Annotated in this window: 14 protein-coding genes; 7 read left to right on the top strand and 7 right to left on the bottom strand. The window is 64.0% G+C overall.

Translation table 11 applies throughout. The features are described 5' to 3' along the window. The first annotated feature begins 121 nt into the window (after positions 1–121). The 6 genes from murI to QZ634_RS17300 all read left to right on the top strand — a co-directional run bounded on the left by murI (position 122) and on the right by QZ634_RS17300 (position 5,972). A complete protein-coding gene (murI, locus tag QZ634_RS17275; RefSeq protein ID WP_291990547.1) occupies positions 122–1,012 on the top strand; it encodes a glutamate racemase in 891 nt (296 codons plus the stop codon). Next, positions 1,009–2,274 carry a TIGR03862 family flavoprotein gene (locus tag QZ634_RS17280; RefSeq protein ID WP_291990549.1) on the top strand — a complete coding sequence of 422 codons (1,266 nt, stop codon included), beginning with the start codon at positions 1,009–1,011 and terminating at the stop codon, positions 2,272–2,274. The genes murI and QZ634_RS17280 overlap by 4 nt, the downstream gene beginning before the upstream one ends. A 123-nt stretch (positions 2,275–2,397) precedes the next feature. After that, positions 2,398–3,225: a DUF2189 domain-containing protein gene (locus QZ634_RS17285; RefSeq protein ID WP_291990688.1), complete on the top strand. Its 828-nt coding sequence runs from the start codon at positions 2,398–2,400 to the stop codon at positions 3,223–3,225. A gap of 8 nt (positions 3,226–3,233) precedes the next feature. Further along, complete coding sequence (locus QZ634_RS17290; protein WP_291990552.1) at positions 3,234–3,446, top strand: DUF2788 domain-containing protein; 213 nt, start codon at positions 3,234–3,236, stop codon at positions 3,444–3,446. Between the two features lie 128 nt (positions 3,447–3,574). Beyond that, the gene (locus QZ634_RS17295; RefSeq protein WP_291990553.1) at positions 3,575–5,221 is read left to right on the top strand and encodes a peptide chain release factor 3; all 1,647 of its coding nucleotides are present in this window, start codon (positions 3,575–3,577) and stop codon (positions 5,219–5,221) included. A gap of 61 nt (positions 5,222–5,282) precedes the next feature. Continuing rightward, a complete protein-coding gene (locus tag QZ634_RS17300; RefSeq protein ID WP_291990555.1) occupies positions 5,283–5,972 on the top strand; it encodes a YceH family protein in 690 nt (229 codons plus the stop codon). A gap of 14 nt (positions 5,973–5,986) precedes the next feature. Here the strand turns inward: QZ634_RS17300 and QZ634_RS17305 are convergent, their stop codons facing one another. The 5 genes from QZ634_RS17305 to QZ634_RS17325 form a co-directional block, all read right to left on the bottom strand. Next, positions 5,987–7,144, bottom strand: a complete 1,158-nt coding sequence (locus QZ634_RS17305) for a two-component system response regulator (protein WP_291990690.1) — start codon at positions 7,142–7,144, stop codon at positions 5,987–5,989. Between the two features lie 18 nt (positions 7,145–7,162). Further along, on the bottom strand, positions 7,163–7,414 hold the full coding sequence (locus QZ634_RS17310; protein WP_291990556.1) for a hypothetical protein: 252 nt from the start codon (positions 7,412–7,414) through the stop codon (positions 7,163–7,165). Between the two features lie 25 nt (positions 7,415–7,439). After that, positions 7,440–7,874, bottom strand: coding sequence for a HAMP domain-containing protein (locus QZ634_RS17315; protein ID WP_291990558.1), 435 nt, complete (start codon positions 7,872–7,874; stop codon positions 7,440–7,442). Between the two features lie 59 nt (positions 7,875–7,933). Beyond that, positions 7,934–8,350, bottom strand: a complete 417-nt coding sequence (locus tag QZ634_RS17320; protein WP_291990560.1) for a hypothetical protein — start codon at positions 8,348–8,350, stop codon at positions 7,934–7,936. Between the two features lie 101 nt (positions 8,351–8,451). Beyond that, positions 8,452–9,084: a carbonic anhydrase gene (locus QZ634_RS17325; RefSeq protein ID WP_291990562.1), complete on the bottom strand. Its 633-nt coding sequence runs from the start codon at positions 9,082–9,084 to the stop codon at positions 8,452–8,454. 140 nt (positions 9,085–9,224) lie between these two features. Between QZ634_RS17325 and nhaR the strand changes: the two genes are divergently transcribed. Beyond that, positions 9,225–10,157, top strand: coding sequence for a transcriptional activator NhaR (gene nhaR / locus QZ634_RS17330; protein WP_291990564.1), 933 nt, complete (start codon positions 9,225–9,227; stop codon positions 10,155–10,157). A 62-nt stretch (positions 10,158–10,219) separates the two neighbouring features. On the opposite strand, the gene QZ634_RS17335 is transcribed toward nhaR, so the two are convergent. Together QZ634_RS17335 and nuoN are read right to left on the bottom strand one after the other, a co-directional pair. Continuing rightward, positions 10,220–10,780 carry an NUDIX hydrolase gene (locus QZ634_RS17335; protein WP_291990566.1) on the bottom strand — a complete coding sequence of 187 codons (561 nt, stop codon included), beginning with the start codon at positions 10,778–10,780 and terminating at the stop codon, positions 10,220–10,222. A 61-nt stretch (positions 10,781–10,841) separates the two neighbouring features. Then, entirely contained in the window at positions 10,842–12,314 is a 1,473-nt protein-coding gene (gene nuoN, locus QZ634_RS17340; protein ID WP_291990692.1) for an NADH-quinone oxidoreductase subunit NuoN, read from the bottom strand. Positions 12,315–12,336: the final 22 nt, after the last annotated feature.

Here is a 12,336-nt window from a genome sequence, read left to right on the forward strand (position 1 = left end):
CTGACCGAGCAGACTGCAAGCCGGCCGCGCGCCGGCTTGCGTCTGTCTGCAGAGAAGAAACTGCCCATGAAAGTCACCACCTGCAGCGCTCTCCAGCCCCATGCACCGACGGCAAGTCCCCGTGCTCGCGGTGTTCGTCGCGGCGCGAATGCCGCATCACGTCCTTGTCGTTGAAATTGCCTTCGTCATCGCCCGCGGGTCGCGCGGGGCAAGCGGCGACCGGAAAATGATCGGCGTTTTCGACAGCGGTCTCGGCGGGCTGTCGGTACTCGCTGCCATCGCCCATGCACTGCCGCAAGCCGACCTGCTGTACTTCGCCGATACCGCGCACGTTCCCTACGGTGACAAGACCGACGCCTTCATCCGCGAACGCGTCCTGGCCATCGGCAAGCACCTGGTCGCACAAGGGTGCAGCCTTGTCGTCGTCGCCTGCAATACCGCCACGGCGGCGGCCGTGGCGGCCTTTCGCGAGCTTCTTCCCGCGCTCCCCGTGGTCGGCGTCGAGCCTGGCGTCAAACCGGCCGCGGCGGCGTCACTCAGCGGCCGCATTGCGGTGCTGGCGACGGTATCGACCACCCGCAGCCAACGTCTGGCCGACCTGATCCGCCAGCACGCAGGCGGCGTGCAGGTTGACGTCGTCGCCTGTGATGGCTGGGCAACCCGCGTCGAAACCCTGCATCTCGACGACCCCGGGTTCGCTGAGGAAGCACGCCAGTATCTGGCGCCACTGCTCGCCGCCGGCGCCGACCAGATCGTTCTTGGCTGCACGCACTACGCCTTTTTGCGTCCGGTTCTCGAACCGCTGGTCGCGCACCAGGCAGCGCTGGTCGACGTCGCTGACGCCGTCGCCCGCCAATGCGTGCGCCTCGCCGGAGCCGCCGCAGTCGGCTGCGGCCGCCTGGAGCTGTTCGCCACGGCACACCCGGAACGACTGCAGGCAGCCCTTCCGGCACTCGGGCTGGGCTGCCTGTGCGCTCGCCAGACTCAGGCCGCACGCCTGGCAAGCGCATGAGGCTGCCGACCACTTGCGCCTCATCGGCGCGACCCGTTGTGGCCGTCGTCGGCGCCGGTCCAGCCGGCCTGATGGCCGCCGAAGTCCTCGCCAGCGGCGGCGTCAGCGTCGATGTTTACGACGCCATGCCGTCCGCCGGGCGCAAGCTTCTGATGGCTGGCAGGGGCGGTCTGAACATCACCCACGCCGAGCCTGAGGAAGACTTTCGCAGCCGCTACGGCGCGCGCCAGAGCGAGATCGCGCCACTGCTCGACGCTTTCGGTCCGGCGGCCCTGCGCGAATGGGTACACCAGCTCGGCGTGACCACTTTTGTCGGCAGCTCAGGGCGCGTTTTCCCAACCGACATGAAAGCCGCGCCGCTCCTGCGCGCCTGGCTGCAGCGGCTGCGCGCTGCCGGCGTACGCTTTCACGTCCGCCATCGCTGCTGCGGCTGGATGCGGACCGGCGATGGCACGCTGCAACTGGCGTTCTCCACCGCGCAGGGCGAACAACGGCCGCAGGTGCAGGCCGTCGTCCTGGCGCTCGGGGGGGGCAGCTGGGCCAGACTCGGCTCGGACGGCAAGTGGTTCGCGCTCCTCGAACAAGCGGGGATCGAACTGGCGCCGCTGCGGCCGGCCAACTGCGGCTTCGAGGCAGCCTGGAGCCAACACCTGCGCGAGCGCTTTGCCGGCCAGCCGATCAAGGCCGTCAGCGCGTCTTTGCTCGACGCCAATGGCGTCGAGCATCGCCGACGCGGCGAGTTCATGCTCACGGCAACCGGCGTCGAAGGTGGCCTGATCTACGCCCTGTCGGCCGCCCTGCGCGACACCATTGCCGCGACCGGAAGCGCGACGCTGTACCTCGACCTGCTCCCCGAGCACGACGCGGCCCGCGTCCTTGCCGAAGTTGGGCGAGCACGCGGCGCGCGCTCACTGGCCAGCCATCTGCAAAGCCGTCTGCGCCTCAAGGGCGCCAAGGTTGCGCTGCTACGCGAATGCCTGGCCGCCGACGCGTTTGCCGATCCGGCGCAGCTCGCGGCGGCAATCAAAGCCCTGCCGCTGCGCCTGCTCGCCACGCGCCCGCTCGACGAAGCCATCAGCAGCGCTGGCGGCGTCTGCTTCGCAGCGCTTGACGAGCGGCTGATGCTCAAGAAGCTTCCGGGCGTTTTCTGTGCCGGCGAAATGCTCGACTGGGAAGCACCGACCGGCGGCTATCTGCTCACCGCCTGCCTGGCCAGCGGACACGCGGCCGGCCGCGGGGTGCGCGCCTGGCTGAGAAACTGAGGGCAACGCCGCGGCCACCACGCGGATCGGCAATAGGGTCGACGTCACCAGTCCGCGCGGGCTCGCCAAGAGCGCCGCAGTGCACTAGACTCTCTCTCCTTGGATGACCAACCCGTGAAGCTCATGCCCTCTCCCCCGGCCGAGACGTCTGCGTTGCAGCCGCAGGTGCTCGTCGTCCCCCTGACCGCTCCCGTGCAGTGGCTGATCCTGGGCTGGCGCGACTTGCTGCGTTGCGGCTGCTTGAGTCTGGCACACGGCTTCTTTCTGGCGGCTTTCGGCCTTGCGCTGATGGCCACGGCCTACCAGCATTTCTGGCTGCTGGCCGGTGCCTTCTCGGGCTTTCTGGTCGTGGCCCCAGTGCTGGCCACCAGTCTGTACGCCATGAGTCGGGCCGTCGAGCATGGCGGCACCATCGGCTGGCAGCTGCTGCGGGACACCTGGCTGAGCTGGCAACAATCGCGCTTCATGGAGTCGGGCGGGTATTGGTGCCTGGTCCGCTTCGGTCTGCTGCTGGCCCTGGCCGGTACGGGATGGGTGGTCACGTCGGCGGCTCTGATCACGCTGCTCGCTCCGGCGCCGATCAACGCGCCACCGGACTTCCTGCGTCATGTCGTCTTGAGCAGGGACAACTTCCTGTTCGAAACCTGGCTGGCCATGGGGGGCATACTTGCCGCGCCGATCTTTGCCTCGAGCATTGTCTCGATGCCCCTGCTCCTCGACCGGCGCAGCAACCTGCTGATGGCCGTCCTGACGAGCTGGCGTGTGGTTCTCGCCAACCCTGGCCCGATGGCACTCTGGGCGGCGCTGATCATGTGTCTGGTGCTGATCAGTTTCGCGACGCTCATGCTCGGCCTGATCGTGCTCATTCCCCTGTTGGGCCACGCCAGCTGGCACGCGTATCGCGCCCTGGTCGATGCCAGTGCCCTGCCGGAACGTCCGCGAGCTCGGTGAGCGATCCCATGCTCGGATTTTCAGAAGAACAGATTGCTGCTTTTGGCCTTTCCGTCGGGCTCGGCTCGTTCATGCTCTACATGCTGTTCATCGTCGGACAGCTGGCGTGGGAATCGAAGGCCGGGAAGCTCGGAACTTTCGTGATTTTCCTGGGACTGGCCTTCGGAATGCTTGGCTTCGTCGCCAAATACCTCATTCAGTGGGCGCTCGACATCAAGTGAGCAGCAAGGAGCGGCGCGGTTCCAGCAGGCGCTGAGTCTTGCTATAGTTCGGCCTGCGCACCGCCAGCGGGTCAGCCTTCATCTTCCCGACCGGCGGCTTTTGTTTTCCTGCCGCCGAAAGCTTCCTGATGAGCACCACCGCCAGCGATTCACCGCACGATAGCCGCACCGACAGCCCTTTTCCGCCAGACATCCAGCGTGATGTCGCCAAGCGGCGGACCTTTGCGATCATTTCCCACCCGGACGCCGGCAAGACGACGCTCACCGAAAAGCTGCTGCTTTTCGGTGGCGCGATCCAGCTCGCGGGGACGGTAAAGGGGCGCAAGAGCGCTCGCCACGCCACTTCCGACTGGATGGAGGTCGAGAAGCAGCGCGGCATTTCGGTGACCAGTTCGGTGATGCAGTTCGAGTACCACGGGCACACCGTAAACCTGCTCGATACGCCGGGTCACGAGGATTTCTCCGAAGACACCTACCGCGTCCTGACCGCCGTCGACGCGGCCGTGATGGTCATCGACGCAGCCAAGGGCGTCGAGGCGCAGACGATCAAGCTGCTCAACGTCTGCCGCATGCGCGACACGCCAATCATCACCTTCGTGAACAAGCTCGACCGCGAAGTCCGCGAGCCCTTCGAATTGCTCGAGGAAATCGAATCGGTGCTGGGCATCGAATGCGCACCGATCACCTGGCCGATCGGCATGGGCAAGACTTTTCGCGGCGTCTATCACCTGCTCAACGACCGCCTGCTGCACTTCGCCGCTGGCCAGGAGAGACGCAGCGAATCGGAGCGCCTCGACGGACTCGACAACCCGCTCCTCGACGCGCAGTTCCCCGCCGAAGTGGCCAAGCTGCGCGAGGATGTCGAGCTGATTCAGGGCGCGAGCGGCCCCTTCGAACTCGCCGGTTTTCTCGCCGGCCGCCAGTCACCGGTCTTTTTCGGCTCGGCGATCAACAACTTTGGCGTCCAGGAGATCCTGGAAGCGCTGCTCGACTGGGCGCCGCCGCCGCAGGAACGCAACGGTGGTGAGCGCCTGGTGCAACCCGCTGAAGCGGAATTCAGCGGCTTCGTGTTCAAGATCCAGGCCAACATGGACCCCAAGCACCGCGACCGGATCGCTTTTTTCCGCGTCTGCTCGGGTCGCTACAAACCGGGAATGAAGGTCAGACACGTTCGCCTGGACCGCGAGATGAAACTGGCCAACGTACTCACCTTCATGGCCAACGAACGCCTGCTCATGGAGGACGCCGTCGCCGGCGACATCATCGGCATCCATAACCACGGCAACCTTCACATCGGCGACTGCCTGAGCGAAGGCGAGGCACTGGCTTTCAAGGGCATCCCCTACTTCTCGCCCGAGCTCTTCCGGGTGGCGCGCTTGCGCGACCCGCTGAAAAGCAAGCAGTTGCAGAAAGGCCTGCAGGAACTCGGTGAGGAAGGCGCCATCCAGGTCTTCGAGAACCTCGGCAGCGGCGCGCTGCTGCTCGGCGCCGTCGGCACGCTGCAGTTCGAAGTCGTCGCCCAGCGCCTGCAGACCGAGTACAAGGTTGATGCCATCTTTGAATCAGCGGACATCTACACCGCGCGCTGGCTGACCTTTCCCGACGACAATACGCGCCGCAATTTCGAGCGCGAGCAGTTGCACCGTCTGGCCAAGGACGTCGACGGCAATCCGGTTTACCTGGCCAGCACGCGCTACAACCTCGAGGTGACCAGCGAGAAGTGGCCCGGGGTCGCTTTCCACAGCTCGCGCGAACACGGGCAGCTGCTCACTTGAGCGCCTCATTCCCTGCCGCATGGCAGCCGCGCCACCCACGCGACCGAAAATGGAGCCAGTCATGGCGCAAGCATCCGAACCCCTGCAAGAACTGAGCTTCCTCGAAGCGCGCATCCTCGGGGTGTTGATCGAAAAAGAGAAGACAACACCCGACGCCTATCCGCTGACGCTGAACAGCCTGAGCGCCGGTTGCAACCAGAAAACCGCGCGCGATCCGGTGATGAGCGCCAGCGATAGCGAGCTGCAGGCGGCCCTCGAGGAACTGCGCAGTCGCCTGCTGGTGCTCGAAACCTACGGCGCCTCCGGCCGCGTGCTGCGTTACGCGCAGAATTTCGCCAAGGTATACGGCCTGCCGACGGCCGGCGTCACCCTGCTGACCATGCTGATGCTGCGTGGCGCGCAAACGGTCAGCGAGTTGCGCGCCAACAGCGAACGCCTGTACCGCTTCGACGATGCCTCGTCGGTGGAAGCGTATCTCGAGGAACTGGCGGCGCGCAGCAGCGGCGCGCTGGTCTGCCGACTACCCAAGCAGCCGGGTTCACGCGAACATCGCTGGGTGCACCTGCTCTGCGGAACGCCAGCCCCGTCAGGTGCAGCGGAGGCGACGGCTCCGGACAAGACGAACACGGAACTTGAAGAGAGGGTGGCGCGACTGGAAAGCGACGTCGCTGAACTGCGCACGGCCATCCAGGCCCTGGGTGGCGCAACAGGCGCCGCTCCTGCGTCGCCTGCGACAGCGGCGGAGCGCTGAGCGAGCACCGCGCGTCAGGCCTGGTCGGCGACGGCCTGCGCCAGAAACTCGATTTTCTTCTGGAAGTCGCCGTCGGAATCCGGATAGAGCTGCGCAATTTCACGAAATTCGTCCTGAATCTCGATAAAAGCGTCGACCATGTCCGGGTCGAAGTGGCTGCCACGACCCTCGACGATGATCTGCGCCGCCTTCTCATGCGGTAGTCGCTCCTTGTAAACCCGCCGACTGATCAGCGCGTCATAGACGTCGGCGATGGCCATCAGTCGAGCGGAGACCGGAATACTGTCACCGACCCGCGCTTCCGGATAGCCGCTGCCATCCCATTTTTCCTGATGGCAGAGGGCAATCTCCTTGGCAATGGTGAGAAACCCGACCTGCGCGCCGAGCCAGTCCTCGGCGAGCTGGATGGCATCCCTGCCGAGCAGGGTGTGGTTCTTCATGATTTCCAGCTCGTGCGGCTCGTAGCGACCCGGCTTCAACAAGATGCGGTCGGGGATGCCCACTTTCCCGATGTCGTGCAGAGGCGCCGACTTGAATAGCGTCTTGATGTTCTCCTCGGTGAGGAAGCTCGAGAAGCGCGGATGCGGCCGCAGCTTTTCCGCCAAGGCCTTGACGTAGCGCTGTGTGCGCAGGATGTGCTTGCCGGTTTCGGCGTCACGGGTTTCCGCAAGCGACGCCAGCGCCAGGATGGTCACGTCCTGCACCGCCTCGAGTTCGCGGGTCCGCCGGGCCACCTCGGCGGTCAGGAAGTCGTTCTGGTCGCGCAGGAAGTCGGCACTGGCCTTCAGCGTCAGCTGCGTCGCCACGCGTGCGAGCAGGATCGGCGCGCTGATCGGTTTAGTGATGTAGTCGGCGGCACCGAGTTCGAGCCCCTTTTTCTCGTCCTCGGGCTCGGATTTTGCGGACAGGAAAATGACCGGAATGTTGCGGGTCCGGGCATCGGCCTTGAGGCGCCGACAAACCTCGTACCCGTCGATGTCCGGCATCATGACGTCGAGGAGGATCAGGTCGGGAGGGATCGCCGATGCGGCAATCTGGAGTCCCTTCGCGCCGTGGTTGGCAACTTTGACCTTGTAGGTATTCTTGAGCAGCGCCGACATCAGCGCCAGATTGTCCGGCGTGTCGTCGACCACCAGGACGGTGGCTTTGTCGTTGAAGCGGAGAACATCCATATCCATCACCCGTCTCGTTCAAACTGCGATTCCGGCAGCTGCGGAGGCTGTCCGCAACGCTGCCAGCCCGGCTTCGTAGTCGTAGTCGTAGGCGTGCACAGCGAGGTCGATCGCCGGGTAGCTGGCGCCAAAGGCCAATCGTAGCGTGGCGGCCTCGGGATCGAGGAGATCGCTCGCTTCCGAATCACTGTCCACCAGCAAAGCCGAGAGCTTGCCACAGACCTGCTGCAAGCGCACCTGGTCAACACTGGTCGCCCCCTCGCCAAGCACTTCGCCGGGCAGCTTCGGCGCCTGCTCATTGATCGGACCCAGCCATCAGTTTCTGACTGAGATCGGTAAAACTCGCCGCCGGTCGCAGCTCTCCGGAAATGGCAGCGATGTTGGTCCTGATCCAGCGCTGCGCCGCCATCCCTTGATCGGCATTCATCAGCGTGGCCACGCTGCGCCCGATCTCGCCGATCTCGTTTTGCTGATCCTGACAGGGGATCACCTGCGCCAGTTGGCCCTGCGCCTGGCTGGTGATACTGCCACCCAGGCGCCGCAGCGGCCGCGTAATGGATTGAGCAAGGGTCCACGTGGAACCCAGAAAGAGCGCCAGGCAGGCGAGAAACAGGTACATGGCCGCTGGCCGTTGGCCCTCATGGACCTCAGCGGCCAGGGCCTGCATCGCCTGAATTTCGGCCGACGCTGCTTCGCCAATCCGGTCAAGTTGTTGGCTCAGAAGCAGCACGGAATCCCTCGCCGCCGGTGCCAGCCTGCCTGGCCCGGCACTCGGCATGGCAGTGCTCTTCAGCCCTTCGAGCGTGGCGGCTCGGTCGGCGACACTTTTTGATAGTAGGTTTCCGCCCGCAAAGTGTCCTGCTCGTCGCCCGCGTGCAAAACGCGCAACTTGCGCAAGCCTTCGACGAAGCGGCCGTCGGTGACGGCCAGTTCCTGGTCGAGCGCCGCGCGCGTGACGGCGCTCTCTGCAGCGATCAGATCGCGCAACAGCACCTGCATGGACAACAGCTGGTAGCCAAGATCCTTAACCGCAGCGATCGTCGCGTTGCGCTGCTGATGGAGGCGGGCGCTGACCTGATCAAAGCGCTGCACGCCGGGAAACATCCACACCGCGACGGCAAGCAGCGCGACCACCGCCGCGGCCGTCAAGGCCAACAGGCGGCGAGAGACGGTCAACCGTTCAAGATAGGCCGTAAGACTCGTCAAGGGGGCTCCGACAAAATGTCATAGCGGTCGCGAGACGCTAATTCTACTTTGTCGGAGGCCACTCGGCCAGAATGCCGAACGCATTCTGGCGGGCTTTCCGGCTAGCTGGGGGACGGCGCCTCGAAGGCGTTGCTCAGGGGATCGTAGTGCAGCAGGACGCCGGCTGCGAGGTCGAAATACCAGCCGTGCAAGTGAACACTGCCAGCGTGCACGCGCTCGGCGATCCACGGATAGGTGAGCAGATTCTCGAGCGAGACGAGGATGCCCGCCTGCTCGCAAGCGCGGTCCTGCAGCTCCGGTGATTTCGACGGCAATTCGGCTTGCACGCGTTCCCGCGCACGCTCCGCGATGCTGACCCACTTGCCGATGAACTCCGTCTCCGAGGCCAGACCCTGCATCAGGGCATGGATGCCGCCACAGCGGGCATGGCCAAGGACGATGATGTGCTCCACCTTGAGAGAAAGAACGGCGAACTCAAGCGCCGCCGGCACGCTCGCGAAGTCACCGCCGGGATGGTAGGGAGGCACCAGATTGGCGACGTTGCGCACGACAAAGACATCGCCGGGTTCGGCACCGGTCAGCAATGCCGGGTCCACCCGGGAATCGGCGCAGGCGACGATCAGCGTCTTGGGGCTCTGACCCAGGGTAAGTTGTTCGAACAGCTCACGCTCTTCACCGAAGTATTTCTCCTGAAAACGTTCGAATCCGGCGATGAATCGGGCAATGTCTTTCATAAAGTATTCCTGGTGACTGGTTGCGGATGATGTGATGGGGCGGGCTCGGTCAGGAAGCAAGTTTACGCTTTCGCCAACACCAAGGAAATTCGATTATCCTTTGGGGTATGTTCGATACCAGCGAAGGATAGAGAACGGCAATGCTCAACTACCGGCACCTGCATTATTTCTGGAGTGTCGCGAAATGCGGGGGCATCACGCGCGCCAGCGAGCGCCTGCACCTCACTCCGCAAACTCTCTCCGGGCAACTCGGCCAATTCGAACAGCAGCTTGGCAGGCCACTGTTTCGGCGCGTCGGGCGGCGCATGGAGTTGACAGAGACGGGAGAGTTGGCGCTGTCCTACGCAGACGAGATCTTCCAGGTCGGTGCGGAGCTCGAAGAAATGTTGAGCAGGCGTCCGGAGCAGCGCCGACTGCCGTTTCGCGTCGGCATCGCCGACGCGGTGCCGAAGACCATCGCCCACCGCCTGCTTTCGCCAGCCCTGAGCCTGCCCGAGCCGGTGCGGCTGCTTTGCCGTGCGGACCGGCTCGACCGCTTGTTGGCGGAACTGGCCATTCATCGCCTGGACATGGTTTTGGCCGACCGTCCACTGCCGGCAAACATGGACGTCAAGGGCTACAGCCATCCGCTTGGGCAGTGTGGCGTTGCCTTTCTCGCCGCGCCGAATCTGGCAGCACAGTTGAGCGGCAGCTTTCCCGCCAAGCTCGACGGCGCGCCGCTATTGCTTCCGGGCGAGGACAGCGCTCTGCGGACCCCACTCCTGCGCTGGCTGGAACGCCAGAAAGTGCGGCCGCGCATCGTCGGCGAATTCGACGACAGCGCCCTGATGAAGGCGTTCGGCCACAGCGGCCGGGGAATCTTTCCGGCTCCGGCGGCTCGCGCCCGCGAAGTCGAACGCCAGTACGGCACGATCACTCTTGGCCAGACTGACGACGTTCAGGAACGCTTCTTCGCCATTTCCGTGGAAAGACTGCTGACCCACCCCGCCGTGGTTGCGGTCAGCGAGGGCGCGCGACGTGGTCTCTTTGGTGACGAGGCGACCGACAGGGAGGCCGCCCATTGCGGGGAATGACGCAGGGACACAGCCGCAGGCGCAGGCGAGCCGCTGCCCAAACTGGCCATTGAAGGGGCGCTTCACCAGCCCGCGAGAATGGCCTTCTCGGCCCAGAACAGACCGGTTATCGTCTTGGCGTCAGTGATTTCGCCGCTCTTCACTGCGGCCAGGGCGTCGTCCAGAGAAAGGCTGAGGACGTCCATGAACTCACCGCTGTCCAGGTTCTGCTCGCCTTCGCGACGAACGCCGCGCGCCAGAAAAATCTCGATGCGCTCGTCCGAATAGCCGACGCAGGGATGCATCACGCCGAGATGGCGCCAGTCGGCGGCCTGGTGCCCGGTTTCCTCGAGCAACTCGCGGCTGGCGGTGTCGAGGATGGCCTCGCCGGGATCGATCTTGCCGGCCGGTAACTCGAGGATCGAGCGACGCAGGGGATAACGGTGCTGGCGAACGAGCAGCAGGTGGCCATCGTCCAGCTGCGCAATGACGACCACGGCACCCTGGTGGCGCACGTATTCGCGCTGGCACTCTTCGCCGTCCGGCAAGCGCACCCGGTCAAGGCGTACGTCGAGAAGACGGCCGCGAAAGACCTGCGTGCTCTCGAGAGGCTCTTCGCGCAGGTGTGGGTAATCGTCTTTCATTCGGAAACTCCCAATGAAAACGCCCCGGCTGGCGGGGCGTTTCGGTCAAGATACGTGGTTCTCAGAGCGAGCGCAGAAGCGCGAAGGCGCAAAGCGACATCAAGGCCTGCGGGAAGATTCCCAGCACGGCAACCGCCAGTCCGTTGGCCGACATCAGGATTTTCATGTCGAGCGGCGCCTGAATCGGCGCGGTATTGGTCGGCGGATCGAAGTACATGATCTTGACCACCCGCAGATAGTAGAAGCAACCGATCAGCGAGAAGAGCACGGCGACGACGGCCAGCCACAGGTAGCCGGCGGCAACGACCGCCTGCAGGACCGAGAACTTGGCGAAGAAGCCGACAAAGAACGGGATTCCCGCCATCGAGAACATCATCATCATCATTACCGCGGCGAACCACGGACTGCGCTTGTTGAGCCCCTTGAAGTCGTCTATTTGATCCGATTCGAGACCGCCACGGGCGAGCAACAGAATCATGCCGAAGGTCCCGGCGCTGGTCAGCACATAGGTAATGACATAGAACATCGAAGAGCTGTAGGCGTTGAGGGCGAAACGCGCGTCACCACCAACGACGCCGGTCACCAGACCGAGGAGCATGAAGCCCATGTGCGAAATGGCTGAATAGGCGAGCATGCGTTTCAGGTTGGTCTGCGCGATGGCCGCGATGTTGCCGACAGCCATCGACAGGACGGACAGCAGGATCAGCATTGTCTGCCAGTCCTGCGCCAGAACGACCAGGCCGTTGACCAGCATCCGCATGACGATCGCAAAGGCCGCGAGCTTCGGCGCGGTGGCGATGAGCAGGGCGACGGCCGTCGGGGCACCATGATAGACGTCGGGGATCCACATGTGAAAGGGAACGACGCCGAGCTTGAAGGCGATTCCAGAGACCAGGAAAACGAGACCGAAAACAAGAATCGACTTGTTCGCCTGACCCATGTAAAGGCGTTCGGCAACCGCCGTGATCTCGAGCGTGCCGGTCGCTCCATAGATCATAGACATCCCGTACAGGAGCAGGCCGGAAGCAAGGGCTCCGAGCACGAAATACTTCATGGCCGCCTCGGTAGCCGGCACCGAGTCACGATTCATCGCCACCAGGGCGTAAAGCGACAGCGAGAGGAGTTCGAGACCGATATAGACGGTCAGGAAGTGGTTCGCCGAGATCATCACCATCATGCCAAGGGTGGCAAACAGGGCCAGCACGTAGTACTCGCTGCGGGCCATCTGCTCACGCTCGAGGATGTAGTCGCGCGAATAGAAGAGGACGATGATGACGGTCAGGTAGACCAGCAGTTTCAACAGGTCGCCCATGAGGTCGCCGACATACATGTTGCTGAACGTGTAGCCGATCTCGCCGGAACTGGTGGCGAAGGTAACCACTGCCGCTCCGACCAGCGTCAGCTGAGTGGCGACGAAGATCACCGTCCGCTTTCGGTCCTTGACGAACAGGTCGACGATCAGGATCACGCAAGCCATCAACAACATGAAAATCTCCGCGCTCGCGAGGCGAAGATCAGGTATCTGGAACTGCATTTCGGCAAGAGTCATAGCGGCT

It is taken from the genome of Candidatus Accumulibacter sp. ACC007 (genome assembly GCF_907163205.1).
Lineage (GTDB): Bacteria > Pseudomonadota > Gammaproteobacteria > Burkholderiales > Rhodocyclaceae > Accumulibacter > Accumulibacter regalis.